The organism is Chryseobacterium sp., from assembly GCF_045629545.1.
Lineage (GTDB): Bacteria > Bacteroidota > Bacteroidia > Flavobacteriales > Weeksellaceae > Chryseobacterium.
Map to the genome: position 1 here is coordinate 163,675 of NZ_JAZQRK010000052.1, position 16,822 is coordinate 180,496.

11 protein-coding genes, 2 tRNA genes and 2 pseudogenes are annotated in these 16,822 nt (G+C 32.8%); 7 read left to right on the forward strand and 8 right to left on the reverse strand.

Annotated features, from left to right (window positions below):
• Positions 1-4 precede the first annotated feature (4 nt).
• Positions 5-3,196 (forward strand): DEAD/DEAH box helicase family protein, encoded by a 3,192-nt coding sequence (locus tag ACKI42_RS13030; protein ID WP_407406016.1) that lies wholly within the window; start codon positions 5-7, stop codon positions 3,194-3,196.
• Between the two features lie 259 nt (positions 3,197-3,455).
• Positions 3,456-3,941 carry a hypothetical protein gene (locus ACKI42_RS13035; RefSeq protein ID WP_407406017.1) on the forward strand — a complete coding sequence of 162 codons (486 nt, stop codon included), beginning with the start codon at positions 3,456-3,458 and terminating at the stop codon, positions 3,939-3,941.
• Between the two features lie 90 nt (positions 3,942-4,031).
• Here the strand turns inward: ACKI42_RS13035 and ACKI42_RS13040 are convergent, their stop codons facing one another.
• From ACKI42_RS13040 to ACKI42_RS13050, 3 genes and pseudogenes are all read right to left on the reverse strand, one after another.
• Positions 4,032-4,514 (reverse strand): helix-turn-helix transcriptional regulator, encoded by a 483-nt coding sequence (locus tag ACKI42_RS13040; RefSeq protein ID WP_407406030.1) that lies wholly within the window; start codon positions 4,512-4,514, stop codon positions 4,032-4,034.
• A gap of 60 nt (positions 4,515-4,574) precedes the next feature.
• Positions 4,575-6,212: pseudogene (locus tag ACKI42_RS13045) on the reverse strand (DNA/RNA helicase domain-containing protein); the annotation flags it as partial.
• Positions 6,212-6,538 carry a nucleotide pyrophosphohydrolase gene (locus tag ACKI42_RS13050; protein ID WP_407406018.1) on the reverse strand — a complete coding sequence of 109 codons (327 nt, stop codon included), beginning with the start codon at positions 6,536-6,538 and terminating at the stop codon, positions 6,212-6,214. The pseudogene ACKI42_RS13045 and the gene ACKI42_RS13050, both read right to left, overlap by 1 nt.
• A gap of 590 nt (positions 6,539-7,128) precedes the next feature.
• Here ACKI42_RS13050 and ACKI42_RS13055 point away from each other — a divergent pair.
• Complete coding sequence (locus ACKI42_RS13055) at positions 7,129-7,446, forward strand: transposase (protein WP_407406019.1); 318 nt, start codon at positions 7,129-7,131, stop codon at positions 7,444-7,446.
• Between the two features lie 214 nt (positions 7,447-7,660).
• Here the strand turns inward: ACKI42_RS13055 and ACKI42_RS13060 are convergent.
• The 4 genes from ACKI42_RS13060 to ACKI42_RS13075 form a co-directional block, all read right to left on the reverse strand.
• Positions 7,661-7,733: transfer RNA gene (locus ACKI42_RS13060), tRNA-Phe, on the reverse strand.
• An 84-nt stretch (positions 7,734-7,817) separates the two neighbouring features.
• Positions 7,818-7,890: transfer RNA gene (locus ACKI42_RS13065), tRNA-Phe, on the reverse strand.
• A gap of 105 nt (positions 7,891-7,995) precedes the next feature.
• Positions 7,996-9,837, reverse strand: a complete 1,842-nt coding sequence (locus ACKI42_RS13070; RefSeq protein WP_407406020.1) for a lysophospholipid acyltransferase family protein — start codon at positions 9,835-9,837, stop codon at positions 7,996-7,998.
• 23 nt (positions 9,838-9,860) lie between these two features.
• Entirely contained in the window at positions 9,861-11,099 is a 1,239-nt protein-coding gene (locus ACKI42_RS13075) for an aspartate kinase (RefSeq protein ID WP_407406021.1), read from the reverse strand.
• A 186-nt stretch (positions 11,100-11,285) separates the two neighbouring features.
• Between ACKI42_RS13075 and fbp the strand changes: the two genes are divergently transcribed.
• From fbp to ACKI42_RS13095, 4 genes are all read left to right on the forward strand, one after another.
• The gene (fbp, locus tag ACKI42_RS13080; RefSeq protein ID WP_407406022.1) at positions 11,286-12,302 is read left to right on the forward strand and encodes a class 1 fructose-bisphosphatase; all 1,017 of its coding nucleotides are present in this window, start codon (positions 11,286-11,288) and stop codon (positions 12,300-12,302) included.
• Positions 12,302-13,306 carry an o-succinylbenzoate synthase gene (gene menC, locus ACKI42_RS13085; RefSeq protein ID WP_407406023.1) on the forward strand — a complete coding sequence of 335 codons (1,005 nt, stop codon included), beginning with the start codon at positions 12,302-12,304 and terminating at the stop codon, positions 13,304-13,306. Before fbp ends, menC begins: the two co-directional genes overlap by 1 nt.
• A 390-nt stretch (positions 13,307-13,696) precedes the next feature.
• Complete coding sequence (locus ACKI42_RS13090; protein WP_407406024.1) at positions 13,697-15,370, forward strand: glutamine--tRNA ligase/YqeY domain fusion protein; 1,674 nt, start codon at positions 13,697-13,699, stop codon at positions 15,368-15,370.
• Between the two features lie 84 nt (positions 15,371-15,454).
• Entirely contained in the window at positions 15,455-16,708 is a 1,254-nt protein-coding gene (locus tag ACKI42_RS13095; protein ID WP_407406025.1) for an MFS transporter, read from the forward strand.
• On the opposite strand, the pseudogene ACKI42_RS13100 reads toward ACKI42_RS13095, so the two are convergent.
• A pseudogene (locus tag ACKI42_RS13100) lies at positions 16,697-16,822 on the reverse strand (IS1595 family transposase); the annotation flags it as partial. The gene ACKI42_RS13095 and the pseudogene ACKI42_RS13100 overlap by 12 nt on opposite strands.

Below are 16,822 nucleotides of genomic sequence, written 5' to 3' on the forward strand. Positions count from 1 at the left end.
AGATATGGCAAACTTTCACGACAAGCTCGTACTCAATAAGTATATGCTATCGCTGTTCGGAATTGATAGCATTGGTAAAAAAATCATCGGGAAAAAAGGCGTTGAAATTTTTACCGATTTAAAGCTTTCTTCTAACGAAGGTTATACAGAAGAAGGGAATACCAAATATTTGCAGGCCTTAATTGCACATATGTACAATAACGAGCATATGACGGCTACGATGCTGCAAACCTATGACGAAAATATTGTTCGCTATACCAAACAGATTTCTGAAAAACGAGAGGAATTAATTACTTGGAAGTATTTCCAATATCTTTCTTTACTGTTCACAGAAGTCTACTTGGATAAGTATTTCAGTAACAAAATAAAATTGTTGGCTGATGTTAATGAATTTGTCAAAGAATTCAATCTAAAACAAGCACAAGCAAATGCTGGTAAGAAAAAAAGTAAAGATGTATTTATTGCACAACCATTCACATTAGAAAACCTGAATAAATTGGCATTTTGGAATGCTACTGGTTCTGGTAAAACATTATTGATGCACATCAACATCAAGCAATATTTGCATTATGCCAACCAATACAACCATGGGCACCAAAACAAAGTATTGTTAATTACCCCAAACGAAGGATTAACAAAGCAACATTTAGCAGAATTTAAGCTTTCTGATATTAGAGCGAATAACTTCTCTAAGAACGATTCTGGAATGTTTTCAGGTAAGCAAGTAGAAATCTTAGAGATTACTAAACTGGCAGAAAACAGTGGAGATAAGACCGTTGCGGTAGAAAGTTTTGAAACTGATAACTTAGTTTTGATTGATGAAGGTCATGGAGGGATGTCTGGTGATTCGTGGAAACGATTCAGAGATCAACTGAGTTTAACAGGTTTTGCTTTTGAATATTCGGCAACATTTGGTCAAGCAATTAATGCTGCTACTGGAGGAAAGAAAACCGAATTTACACAAGAATACGCTAAAAGTATTCTGTTCGATTATTCGTACAAATATTTTTACGAAGATGGATATGGAAAAGATTATCGTATTTTAAATTTAAAAGAAGATAATACCGCTTATCAGCAATTATATTTAACAGCGAATTTAGTTTCTTTCTTTCAACAACAATTGATTTTTAAGGAGCAAAAAACTTCTTTGAGGGATTTTTTATTGCACAAGCCTTTATGGATTTTTGTAGGTGGAAAAGTAAATGCAGTTCGTAAAGAAGGCGGTAAGGACGTTTCGGATGTTTTGGAAATTATTTATTTCCTAACCGAATTCTTAAAGAATCCAACGGTTTCTATTCAGAATATTGATGCAGTTATCACTGATAAAGCAGGATTGTTAGACAAAAATGGGTATTCTATTTTTGAAACATCATTTACCTACATCAAAGAACAAAATCTAGATACAACAACCATCTTCAATTTAATCAATGAATTGGTATTCAATAACACCACAATTGGTGCTAATCTGTATGTAGATAATCTAAAAGGTGCTGATGGTGAATTAGGCCTTCGTGTAGGTGATAACGACTATTTTGGTGTTATCAATGTAGGTGATGAGAAAAAATTATATGAGCTTGCGGTTGCCAATAATGTGTTGGGTACAGAACGTGATTTTTCTGATTCTTTATTCAAAAAGATTAACGAAGATACTTCATCCATCAATTTATTAATTGGTTCTAAAAAGTTCTCTGAAGGTTGGTCTTCTTGGCGTGTATCCTCTATGGGATTAATGAATGTAGGAAAAAGTGAAGGTTCTCAAATTATTCAGTTATTTGGCCGTGGTGTTCGCTTAAAAGGGTATAATTTTTCATTAAAGCGTTCAACAGGTTTAGATGATTATCAAAAACCTGATAACATTAAAGCCCTGAAAAAATTTCTAAGACATTTAGAAACACTTCAAATTTTTGGTGTAAAAGCCGATTATATGGAGAAGTTCAAAGAGTTCTTAGAAGAAGAAGGTTTACCAACCAATGATTCAGCTTGGATTACGATAAAAGTACCAACGATTCAAAAAGAAATTGTACAACAAAATAGATTAAAACTAATTGCTGTTAAAGACTCTGAAAACTTTAAACAAAAAGTTTTTGTTCCCTTAGTGTACAATGCCTCCATTTTTGATGGAAAAATAGTACAGCTAGATTGGTATCCAAAAATTGATGTATTAGAGAAGAAAAGCTCTGGTAATGCAGTAAACAAAAACTATAGCTTTTTAAGCTCTAAGCATATTTCATTTTTAAATTGGAATGCTATTTACTTGGCGATACAGAATTTTAAAGCGGATAAAGGGTATCATAACCTTAATATTGAATTAGATCAACTACAAGCCATCTTAAATGAAGTTTCTTGGTATAATCTTTTGATACCAGTGCATCAATTGGAATTTAAGCAATTTAGTAACGTGCAGATTTGGCAAGAATTAGCCATTACATTGCTAAAAAAATACATTGAGCAGTTTTATTTATTCTATAAGAATGAATTCAATTCAGACCACGTAGAAGCGATTCAATTAAGTGGTGCGGATGATAATTTCGTTCTAGAATATGACTTCAGATTAAATACGGAAGAAGAAATAGAATACTATCAAAATAAAATTGAACAGCTGAAGACTGAGGTGATGGATCCAGCTTTTGATAATGTTCAAATAGGAACTGAAGTATCTGCTTTTGATAATTTATTACACTTATATAAACCTTTAGTTTATGTAGGTAAAGGCTATAAAGAAAAATTACAAGTAAGTCCTATTCCTTTAGATGCTTCTGAAAAACAGTTCTTAGATGATTTAATCACTTATATAGGAACTAAACCAAGTCATTTAGAAGGCAAAGAAGTTCATGTACTGAGAAATCAAAGTAAAAAAGGATTAGGTTTCTTTACAGATGGTAATAATTTTTATCCTGATTTTATTTTGTGGATTGTACAAGGTGATAAACAAACTATTAAGTTCATTGATCCGAAAGGTATTCGAAATTCGAAAGGTATAAACGATCCAAAGATTCAATTTTTTAAAGTCTTAAAAGATAAAATTCAACCACAAGTTGAAATGGCTGGAATTGAGTTGGATTCTTACATCATATCCAATACATCCTACTTAGAAGTAAATTGGAAGGATAATTTAAGTATTGAAGAATTCAATAATAACCATGTGTTCTTCCAAAAGGAAAATGCTGGAGATTATGTTGAAAAAATTATTAATTAGATAGTATTTGTACCTTATTTGTACCTTTAAAATATAAACAGTTGATAATCAACTTGTATTAATTTTTGTATCGGAAAGTAACAACTTCATCAAAATTATATAAAGCTCTAGTTTCTAGGGCTTTTTATGTGTAAATATATACTAAGCAAATTAGGGAGTGAAAGAAATAATCATCTCTTATGATTGATGCAATCTATAAGGGTTTTTTCTTGTATTGAAGTGGTTAAAGTAAATTTGCACGCAAGAAAAAAGCGACATTATGAAAAAATACATCTTCCTTTATCTCCTGTTAATATGTGGACTTTTATCGCTACAAGCACAGTGTAAAATGGTGTATTCTATCTCAGAAAATTTCGATGCATGGACGGTAATTCAGCCTTGTTGGTATACCCAATCTGGATTGTCTATGATCTATGTCAAAAATAAAAGAATCACATTTTATTCTATGATGACGCCTCGCGAAGATATGCATTTTATTACGCCGAAGTTGAAAGCAGGAGAATATTCCCTAAGCGTGGATTTTTCGGATAATGGAGGAGAATCTACATTGCAATTGTTTTCGATAGAAAATACTAGCAATCAGAAATCTTTCATTTCCATTGCGAAACCTTCCCCAATTAAAAAAGCTACACGAGTACAAAATATCACGCTGAAAAAAAATGCTCATTTAGGACTAAAAGTAGTTCTAAATGATATGCATCAAGCAATCTATATGGATAATCTTATTATAAAACCAAGAAAGTAATCTACAAGTATTTATATTACTCATTTTTTTTATCTAAAATCAAAGAATGCTGTAGAACAAAGAAAGCCACATCTCACGATGTGGCTTTTGCTATAGTACTTTGATAAATTCTGCTATCACTTTAAAATTATCGAGTTGGTCGTCTTGTAATATTATTGTTTTATAACTAGAATCATAAGATTTTGGGATTAAATGGATTTCTTGGTGTTGCCACTCATCATTATCAATAGACTTTTTACTTAGATATTCTTTTATGGTGTACTGTGAACCATAATCTGAATCGAAAATATCATTGCCTTCAACTAGGGTTATTAAACCATTTCTAGTACCACCATTATATTTTTTGAACAAACAAATACTTCCATTAGGAATTATTTTGTTCATTGATTCTCCAACAACCTTACAAGCGAAATAATCGTTCATGTAATTTATGCCATCAATTTCAATATATCTTACTTTTTCGACTTGTTGGTGCTCACTAAAAAGTCCAGCTGCAATTGACAAGTCATAATAGGGAATAGAATTATCTGTTTCAGAATCTGATATTTTGAAAGATTTTACTGAATTATTCAAGGAAAATATATTGAAATACTGAGTTAAATATTTACGTAAATTATCATTACAAACGAAAATATAGGTTCCTTTAATTCCTCGTAATAATATGGTTTTGTAAATATTAATTACGTAAGCCAATAATGCTTCAGGATCGCTTATAGAGTTTTTACCATTTTTATCCTTATATTTTGATTTATCAACAATTAGGCGATTGGATTCAAAGTCAAAATCTAATTCAGGGCCAATTATTACACCAGTATAATTTAAATCATAACCTTGTGTGGTATGTATACACCCAACCTCATTGATTGCATTTTTTGAATTTACCCAATCTATAGCTGTAGAATTCCACTTTAGTTTTACATCATTTATTTCAATGTCGAAAGCATTTGGATTATTTTTTGAAGCCCATTCTCAAGCATACCCTGCAACTAGCCTTGATAATCCATCCAACTGTTCTTTAGTTTGAATTCGATCCAGCATAAGTTGCAAATCATCAAAAATAAATACTTCATAATCACTAATTGCAAGTTTTGAAGATGGTGTAGATATAGATGGATCAAAAAGTAGATGTACTAAGTTTACATAATCATTTCCACCTTTAACTCTAAATTGTGTTTGTAAAAATTCTTTACGAGTAGAAGACTTCTGACCCAATCTATTGAATGTTTCTATTGTAGCATCCGAAGGCTTAATAGATTGATTAAAGTCATAAAATAAAATGCTTTTAGCTGATTGTAGTTCTATCCAATCTACTTCAGATGCTGTCTCTTTATTTAAACCAAGTTTAATACAATTGTCATCAAATGTTTTGTAGTAAGATCCAAGATTTACCCTACGACGCAAACGATGTGCCTCATCCACTATCAATAAATCGTATTTTTCTTTGACAATTTCTGAAGGCCCAACAACCATTTTATGAGACAAACCTTTTATGTTTTTAAAAACATTTGAAATAGTCTTTCTAAATGAAGACATTGGAATAACCAACGCCATCTTTAGTTCTCCATATTTTTCTTTTATCTCTGCGACTAGATTATATAATTCTAAATCTTGCTCGTCGAAATCTGCAAAATTGAAATCTTGGATATCAGTCTTCAAAAGTTTAAAAAGAAATATGGCCAAAATAGATTTACCGGTACCAGCACCTCCTTGGATAAGCGATGTTTTTGAATTTCCATCCAATAAACATTCTAAAATCAATTTTAGACTAGAAACTTGTTCCTTTAATAGTGATTTATAGGGAGAATATTTAAATAAATCTGAATTGTCAATGTATTCAAGAGAATGTCTACAAATACCCATACTTCTTAGGTCATCCCATATATCAGTAAATAAGTCTTGATATACTTCTTTCTGATTATAATATTTATGGTTACTTATACCTAAATTACCATTTAACAAAGAGTACTGTCCATCTGCAGCCATATAACGGATTAGTTGAGATTCTATATCCAATGTTGCGCTTTTATTGAATTTTTCACTCAATACTATGCTCACATTGGATAGACTCCGTTTTTTCTCAGATTTAGAATGAGTTTTTAGACGAGTCAATACATCTGTAGTTTCTCCTATATAGGCTTCTTTTGTAGTTTTGTTATCCAATAAATACACCATTGGCCAATTGAGATAATCCTTATAATTATTGCGAATTGACAGTTCTGTGGTGGTATCAAAATTAAATGACTTTACCGAATATATTTTCTTCGTCATCATTATAATTTATTATACTTATCCGCTTTGCCTTTAGCCTTTTCTATGGGATATTTTAATGCATTTTGGTCTATTTTATTATTGATGATTTGATCGATATCCAAATTATGTTTCCTTGCTAGAAGAAGACTGTACATAAGAACATCTGCTAATTCCTCTTTTATTTTCGTTATGTCTACCTTATCATCTGTTTTCCACAAAAAGTTTTCTAGTAATTCTGATGCCTCTAAAGAAATAGCAATGGCAATATCCTTGGAATTATGAAATTGTTCCCAATCTCTATCATCTCTAAATTTTATTATTCTTTGTATGGTTTTTTCTGTAATCATGCAACTTAGTTTTAGCCAAATGTAAGTATTTGTAATAGTTATTTCTATAATACCCTTAAAATACTTGATCACTATTTAAGTTGAAAAATATTAACTTTAAACAAGTCCAAAATTATGAAAACAGGAAGAGGTAAATTCGATTCGGGCTTTAAGGCTAAAGTAGCTCTTGAAGTACTAAAAGTACGTGAAACTCTGCAATAATTAGCTCTAAAATATGAGTTGCATCCGAACTAAATCTCTCAATGGAAGCAAGAGTTTATAGAAAAATCTACACAGGCTTTTGAAACTAAACCCCTTAAAGAAAGTAATGATGAAAGTGTTTCTGAGCTTTATCAGAAGATTGGTGAGCTAGAAATGGAGAAAGAACTGCGAAGCACATCACGAATACCATTAAACAAATATAAAGTAATGAGTAATTTCAAAAAAAAAAAACTTGAAACGCTTCGGGATTTGATGGATATGCGATTATTAGTTGAAAAAAATTGATGGACGAACATATACTTGGAGAGCCCACTGCAGGAGTTTTGACAATGCAGAGTATGCTGGAGGAGGAAGGTTTGAAAATGAGTTAAGAAAGAGTACGTAGATTAATGCGTAAGGCAGATGTTCTGCCCATTTACCCAAGTAGAACCCTTACTCAAAGAGGAGAAAATAAATATACTCAACCTTATTTATTAAGAGATTTAAAAATCACTCATCCAAATCATGTTTGGCAAATCGATATCACCTATATCCCGATGAAAAATGGATTTATGTACATGACTGCAATTATTGATGTTTACAGCAGATACATTGTGGGATGGGGTTTGAGTAATAGTTTGGATGCTTCAGAATCTTTGAAAGTGATACAACAAGCAGTAAAAATTCATGGAAAACCAGCGATTATGAATTCGGATCAAGGCTCTTAATTTACCTGTTTTGAGTATATCAATTATCTGAAAGAAAATGGCATAAAAATCTCTATGGACGGGCAAGGAAGAGTGCTAAATACTATTGATGGTAGTGGAAATAGCCATTATTATAAGATAGGATATCAATATAAATAGTGGGAAGTTTAGCAAGATTAAGATTATCCTGTTGATAATTAGGCATAATAAAACCACCTTAAAAAAGGTGGTTTTGTGGTTTCTCCAGGAATCGAACCAGGGACACATGGATTTTCAATCCATTGCTCTACCAACTGAGCTAAGAAACCATTAAAAAGTTTTAGAAATTATTTAATCTAAATAAATCAAATAATTTACTTTATTACTTCTAGTAAACTAGGTAAAAAAAATAGTGGTTTCTCCAGGAATCGAACCAGGGACACATGGATTTTCAATCCATTGCTCTACCAACTGAGCTAAGAAACCAAATTTTTGTTTGAGTTACTTTGTTGTTTTAAAGTGATGCAAAAGTACTATGTTTTGGTATACGAAGCAAGTATTATTTGGTTTTTTTTTTGAAATATCAAAAACTTACTGATTCTCAGACTTATTATTTTCTTGTTCGTTTCTTATATGTTCGCTCATCTCTTCCAATACAGGTTTTATTGTGCTTTCTGGGATATCACTTATTCGGATATACATTAATCCATCTATTGCATCGTTGAAATTGGGATCAACGTTGAATGCAATTACTCTCGCATTTTGCTTTATATATTTCTTTATCAATACAGGAAGTCGCAATTCTGGCTCTAGATCATCTATTATTTTGTCCAATTTATTAAGATCAGACTCCATTTCATCAAAAAATAGATTTTTATCTCGATCTCTTAGCCTTACTTTATACTCGTTTTTTGGCGTAATATATTGCGCAACTGCAGAGTCGTAATAGTTTGATCTCATGAATTCTATCATCAAAGATTTGGAAAATTCTGAGAATTTATTGGAAATACTTACACCACCCATCAAGAATTTATGATCTGGATTTCTCAGGCAAACATGCACAATACCTCTCCACAATAAGAAAAGAGGCAAGGGTTTTTGCTGATATTCTTCACAAATATAAGCTCTTCCCATCTCTATTACTTTTTTGAAGAAAGGATGGATATCTTGTTCAAATTCAAATAAAGAACTTGTATAAAACCCCTTGATACCATATTTTTTCATTACATCTTTACCCAAAGCCATCCTATATGCGCCAGCTAACTTTTTTGCAGCGTTGTCCCATAGAAAAAGGTGATGATAATGTTTATCATATTCATCTAAGTCAAAAGGTAGATTGCTACCCTCACCAACGGCACGAAAGGTAAGTTCTCTTTGGCGACCGATCTCCCTCATCACAGAAGGAATTTGCTCGTAGGTTGCGAAATAAATTTCATAATTTCCGTTGGTGAAAAGCATTTTCTCGGTGCCTCTCAATTTATCAATATCACTCGCGATATCTTCAGTTGGAGTCTCGTCTATTATGTTTTGTACTATATTTTCTTCTCTTAATAAAGGGAATTTTACCGATAAGTTTTGCAAGTTGAAAACCTGAGATAAAGATTTTCTTTTGTCATAGTAAGATTTCATCATATAAACCTTACGCTTCAAAAACTCACCCAATTCTTCGATGGTTTCCATCTCATCCATTGTTTTTACGGTAATAGGTTTACCAATTCTTAAACGGATGGGTTTTTCTCTATCATTCATCATCTCAGCTGGAAGCATTAATGTTTGCAAATTGGGATGCAATTTTGAAATCTGATAAAATATCGAACTATTTTTAGCATGAAAATACATGGGAACAACTGGTACTTTGGCTGCCTTGATGAGCTTCAAAGCTGGCTTTTCCCAATCTCTATCTAAGATTTCATTGTACTCATTATTTTTATTAGAAACTTCACCTGCAGGAAAAATCCCAACGCAGCCTCCATTTTCTAGATGTTTCAGTGTTCCTCGCATTCCAGTAGCACTGCTGTAGGCTTCTCTTTTTCTTTCGAAAGGATTTACAGAAATCACGAATGGTTCCATGGGTACAATCTTTTCCAAAAGGAAATTGCCCATTACTTTGAAGTCCGGACGCACTTCCGTTAATATCTTACACATCAAAATTCCATCAATAGCGCCTAATGGATGATTGGATACCAATATAAAAGGACCAGTTTTGGGTATTTTCGCTAAATCTTCTGTAAATGCCACATAACTTAAGTTTCTCTCTCTAACGAAAGAATCAAAAAAGTCTTTGCCTTGTTTATCTTTTAATTTGTCGTAAAGTCTATTGACTTCGTTTATCTTGGCAATACTCATTACAACTGATGCTACAGGATTTTTTAGAAACCCTATTTTATCTAGCCCAGCTGCTTTGATTAAATCCGTTTTTGATATTAAGCTCATGTGTTTTTTTGTAGAAATTAATTTTACTGTGTCACCATTTGGAAGGTTTGTTTTGCAATTTGCTCCAGCAATACATTTTTACCTTGGTAAAATTTGTCAATATTTTCCAAATTGGCATTTCTTACAGTAAATAAAGATACATTTTTTACAATATCTGTCTTGAAAACTTTTTGCAATTCTTCGTTCAGAAGTTCTACATTGCAGAAATTATCTTCTAAGCATAATGCCAAAGATATCGCAGAATTCTGCATAAGTGATACTTTAATCTTGTACTTTGATAAATACCCAAATACCACACTCATATGATCCTCAGCAATGAAAGAGAAATCTCTTGTAGAAATTTTTAGCAAGGTTTGGTTTTCTTTTAAAATATAAGATTCTTCACTTTGGTTTTTGTCGGAATGACCTACTTTTGTCCCTTCTCTAGTAGGATCCAAGAAAGATTTTACATAAAAAGGGATGCTTTTTTTCTGTAGAGGCTGCAATGTTTTTGGGTGAATAACGCTAGCACCGTAGTAGGCCATTTCTATAGCTTCTTCATAAGAAATATGAGAAAGCAGCGTTACATCATGAAATTTTCTTGGGTCTCCAGTCATCACACCGGGCACGTCCTTCCAGATTGTCATGGCATCAGCATTGAGACAGTAGGCAAAGATTGCACCCGTGTAATCGGATCCTTCTCTTCCTAATGTTACTGTAAAATTATTATCATCAGAGCCAATGAATCCTTGTGTTACATAACATGTAAAAGGATTCAGAGTTTCAATATTTTCTTTAGTTTTGTCCCAATTTACCACACCGTCTCTATAAGAATCATCGGTTTTGATGTAGTCTCTAGCATCTAGCCATTGGTTGGTGAATTGGTTATCATTAAGGTATTCGCTCACTATTTTTGTAGAAATCATCTCACCACAACTTACTACTTGATCGTACACAAAATTGTAGTTAGGAGATTTAGTTCTTCTTAGAAAAGAAACTATATCATCAAAAAAAAGGTTGATTTCTCCAAACACAACATGATTGGGTGAGAAAAGACCTTCGGCAATAGCGATATGTTTCTGTTTTATCTTTTCAATTTCAGTTTGGTAGTCTTCCTTTTTAAAATAAAATTCTACAACTTTTTCTAGTTCATTGGTTGTTTTGCCCATCGCAGAAACAACCAGTAGACATTTTTCGAATCCTTGGCTTTGTAACACCATAGATACATTTTTCACTCCCTCAGCATCTTTTACAGATGCTCCTCCAAACTTGAAAATTTTCATGAATATAAAAAAGATATTTGTTTTATGTAGATAAAAAAAATTAGAATGGACAAAATTATGATTTTAAGCCGAGATATGAAATAGCCACATTATGTGATATATGACATGCATGATATATTTTATTATAATAATTCTTTTAGATGTGATAAATTTTACGAAATTTGGAAAAATCATAAAAACTTAAATATGTCAGATCAATCATTGCAAACATTAGGAGAATTTATAATAGATAATCAGCATGATTTCCAGTATTCTACAGGAGAATTTTCTCGTCTTCTAAGTGCTATTAGATTGGCTTCTAAAGTAGTAAATCGAGAAGTAAATAAAGCAGGAATTGCTGATATTTTAGGAAAAGCGGGAAACGAGAATATACAAGGAGAAGAACAACAAAAGCTAGATGTAATTGCCAATGATATTTTCATCACTGCATTATCGCAAAGAGAAGTGGTTTGTGGTATTGCTTCAGAAGAAAATGACGATTATATAGATATTACCGCAGGAGAAAATGGACATCTAAGTAAGTATGTAGTGCTAATAGATCCACTAGATGGTTCTTCTAATATTGATGTGAATGTATCTGTAGGTACTATATTCTCTATCTATAGAAGAGTTACAGAGCCAGGAACGCCTGTGCAATTGGAAGATTTCTTGCAAAAAGGAGTGAACCAAATTGCAGCAGGATACGTAATATACGGTTCTTCTACAATGATTGTTTATACTACAGGAAATGGAGTAAACGGGTTTACTCTAGATCCATCTTTAGGAACTTATTATTTATCACATCCCAACTTGAAATTTCCTACTACAGGAAAAATTTATTCTATCAATGAAGGAAATTATATTAAATTTCCACAAGGAGTGAAAAATTATCTAAAGTATTGCCAGATGGAAGAAGGCGATCGTCCTTATACTTCTAGATATATTGGATCTCTAGTAGCAGATTTCCATAGAAATATGTTGAAAGGTGGCATCTATATTTATCCGTCATATTCTCAAGCTCCCAATGGAAAACTGAGATTACTATATGAGTGTAATCCTATGGCATTTTTAGCAGAACAAGCAGGTGGGAAAGCTACGGATGGTTTTAGAAGAATTTTAGAAATTGATCCTACGGAGCTTCATCAAAGAGTGCCATTTTTTGCAGGTAGCGTAGATATGGTAGAAAAAGCTGAAGAATTCATGAGAATCGACAGTGTGAAATAATGAAAGCAAAATATTACCAATATTTATTAAAATTCAAACGCCCGAGTGGAACATCTCGAGGCGTTTTGTACGAAAAGGAAACTTTTATCTTGGAAATTTCTAGAGGAGACCAGAAAGGGATAGGAGAGTGTTCTTTATTTAGAGGATTAAGCTTTGATGATCGAGAAGATTATGAAGAAAAACTGCAATGGCTTTGCGATAATATTAATGAAAATCCAGCATTTATTAAAGAAGAGTTAGAAGAATTTCCTTCTATTTGGTTTGGTTTTGAGCAAGCAATGATGAATCTAAAATATGGTGATAATCTTTATTTCCCAAGTCCATTTACCAAAGGAGACCATTCCATTAAAATTAATGGATTGATTTGGATGGGGAATGCTGGCTATATGGAGGATCAAATTCAAGAAAAATTAGCGTTAGGTTTTCGCTGCATTAAATTAAAAATTGGGGTAAATTGGGCTGAAGAATATGCAGTAATTCAACATTTGAGAGAAAAATTCCCGAAAGAAGCTTTAGAACTTCGTGTAGATGCCAACGGAGCATTTAGCAAAGAAGAAGCGAAGGTCGTTTTACAACAATTATCAGATCTAGATATTCATTCTATAGAGCAACCCATAAAAGCTGGCGAATGGAGTGATATGGCAGAATTGTGTGCAGGAACTCCTACACCTATTGCGCTAGACGAAGAACTGATAGGCATTATAGATCCAGAAGAAAGAGCAAATCTTTTAGATATTATTCAGCCTCAATATATTATCTTGAAACCCACTTTGGTTGGAGGTTTTTCGGGCTCTGATGAATGGATAAAGCTTGCTGAAGAGAGGAATATTGGCTGGTGGATAACTTCAGCCTTGGAAAGCAATGTTGGATTAAATGCTATTGCGCAGTACACTTTTACTAAGAAAAATAAAATGCCTCAGGGCTTAGGAACCGGAGGCCTTTTTACAAATAACTTCGACAGTAATTTGTTACTTGTCAATGACAACTTATTTTTTAAAAAGTAATATTCTGATATCCAAAAGTGTAACTTTCAAATGATATCTTTCTTAATGAACAACAACTCTTTCAAAAAAGTCATAATTTTATTAAATTTCAATCTAATTTTAAACATAGCAAACAAGATTTATTACTAATACAATTGTAAATATAGGATTATGTTGCCAAAAATTAAATTATTTTATGTTAATTTTAAATTATATTTATAATAATTTAATTTAGATTAAACAATTGCAGCTAAATAATAGGTTTTGGGTAACCAGAGTGAGCATTAGTAGGACAATTCAATTATAATTTTCTAGAAGTCTTTAATTTTCATAAATTTGCAAATGTGGTTCATGCGCTTACTTTTTTAGAGTAAAAAAAATGGATCATCATACATAAATAAAGTTTACTTAATGGAAGAAGAAAAAAAATCACTCAATTTTATTGAGCAAATTATAGAAGATGATTTAGCAAACGGTTTGAAGAACGATCAAATACGTTTCCGTTTTCCCCCAGAACCGAATGGTTATCTGCATGTAGGGCACACAAAAGCAATCTGCATCAACTTTGGTTTGGGAGAAAAATACAATGCTCCTGTAAACCTACGTTTCGATGATACCAATCCTGAAAAAGAAGAACAAGAATTTGTAGATTCAATCAAAAAAGATGTAGAATGGTTGGGATTCAAATGGGATAAAGAATTATATGCATCAGACTACTTCCAGCAACTCTATGAGTGGGCAGTACAACTTATAAAAGATGGTAAAGCATATGTAGATGAACAGTCTTCTGAAGTAATTTCTGAACAAAGAAAAAATCCGTCAGAGCCAGGAGTAGAGTCTCCATTCAGAAATCGCCCAATAGAAGAATCTTTAGATTTATTCGAAAGAATGAAAAATGGAGAATTCGAGGAAGGGACGATGTCTCTCCGTGCAAAAATAGATATGAACACGCCAAATATGAATATGCGTGATCCTGTGATGTACAGAATCCTTAAAAGACCTCACCACAGAACAGGTACTACTTGGAAAATCTATCCAATGTACGATTGGGCACATGGTGAATCTGATTATTTGGAGCAAGTATCTCACTCTCTTTGTTCTCTAGAGTTTGAAAACCACAGACCTTTGTATAATTGGTATCTAGAGCAAGTTTCTGATAAAGAAAAAGTACAACCAAAGCAGCGCGAATTTGCAAGAATGAACGTTTCTTATATGATCACTTCAAAAAGAAAACTACAAAGATTGGTAGCAGAAAATGTAGTGACAGGTTGGGACGATCCAAGAATGCCTACCATTTCTGGAATGAGAAGAAAAGGATATACACCAACTTCTATCCGTAATTTTATCGATAAAGTAGGAGTTGCAAAAAGAGAGAACCTAATCTCTATTCAACTACTGGATTTCTGTGTGCGTGAAGATCTAAACAAAGTTTCTAAACGTGTAATGGCAGTGGTAGACCCGGTGAAGCTAATCATTGAAAACTATCCTGAAGGACAAGAAGAGTGGTTAGATACAGAAAATAATCCTGAGCAAGAAAATGCTGGGACAAGACAAGTGCCTTTCTCTAGAGAATTGTATATAGAGCGTGAAGACTTCCAAGAGGAAGCTAACAAAAAGTTCTTTAGACTAAAACTTGGAGGTGAAGTACGTCTAAAATCTGCTTATATCATCAAAGCTGAGAGAGTAGATAAAGATGAAAACGGAGAGATTACAACGATCTACGCAACTTATGACGAAAAGTCTAAATCAGGTAGTGGAACTGAGGAAAGTTTGAGAAAAGTAAAAGGTACACTTCATTGGGTATCTGCTAACCATGCGATCCCCGTTGATGTGAAAATCTATGAAAACCTATTTACTGTAGAGCAACCAGATGCTGAGAAAGATGTAGATTTCTTAGAATTTGTAAATCCAAATTCTGTAACCACTATTCAAGGGTTTGTAGAACCTAGCTTGAAGGATGTTGCTGTGGGAGAACCTCTACAATTCCAAAGAATTGGATATTTCACGAAAGATCAAGATTCTACAGATGCCAAAATGGTGTTCAATAGAACGGTGACGCTTAAAGACTCTTACAAGCCAGAGTAAAAAATAATTTGTGGCAACACAGATACAGAAACAGGGCTTAATATCATTTAGTCCTGTTTTTTCTATTAATAATAAATCATTATCATGCGATTATTCAAAGCCTATATAGATTCTTATAAAGGATTGTCCTCCGAGAGTTGGATGCTAGCATTAGTAATGCTTATTAACCGAACGGGGTCTATGGTCCTGCCTTTTTTGGGAGTTTATATGACAGACCATCTCCATTTTGATATAGAAAAGGCTGGGGTTGTTCTTAGTTTTTTCGGGATAGGATCGGTTGTGGGTTCTTGGTTTGGAGGGATGATTACGGATAAAATTGGCGAGTTTAAAGTGCAAACTTTCAGTCTTTTTCTCAGTGTTCCCATGTTTTGTATTATTCCTTATTTTCATACGGAATGGGGATTGGCGCTTATTATTTTTATTCACAGTAGCATTAGTGAAGCTTTTCGTCCTGCCAATTCTGTAGCCATTTCAAAATATGCTAAACCTGGAAATCTTACAAGAGCTTTCTCTCTCAACAGAATGGCGGTAAATTTAGGATTTTCCATTGGTCCTGCTTTGGGCGGAATTTTAGCAGCAATTTCTTATGATTTTTTATTTTATTCTAACGCGGCTGGCGCTTTATTAGCAGGTATTACCTATGTTTTTTTCTTTAGAAAGAGAAATTACAGGAATGCAGAACAAGAAGTGGCAACTACCACCGAAATAACAATTTCACCCTATAAGGATTACCGATTTTTGGTATTTTGCTTTGCTTGTTTTATGTTTTCCGTATTCTTTTTTCAATTGCTCAATACGCTTACGATTTTTTATAAAAAAGAAGTGCATCTAAGCTCAGAAACAATTGGATATATCCTAGGATTTAGTGGGTTTATTGTAGTTTTACTAGAAATGCTTCTAGTGCAAATTGCCGAAAGATATTTTAAACTAAAATATACCATGTTTTTGGGAACTTTTCTATGTGCTATTGCATTCGCTATGCTCGTTTTGGATACTTCTGTTTGGTTTTTGGTATTATCAATTTCACTTTTAAGTATTGGTGAAATTTGGAGTTTACCATTTATGGCAACCATTACCGCATTGCGCTCGGGAAATCATAACAAAGGCGTTTATATGGGAATCTTAGGCATTGCATTTTCTCTCTCTTTTATTGTAACTCCTTATTTGGGAACTTACATCGCAGAACACTTTGGATTTTTTGTGCTATGGATTGGAACGGGAATAATGCTTACTGTAACAGCAATTGCGTTTTACTTTATTATTCCGTGGATGCTTCCAAAAAACATTGATTCTGAAAATCAAATAAAAGAATTAATGATTGTCCGTTTATTTACCTAATCCTGTAATATTAGCAATAACGAGCCTATCAAACAATTTTTCTCCAAAATATCTTCTATTCAGCTTATAAACAAACTCATTTAAGTACAATTGAAGATATTTTCTTTTTATTTT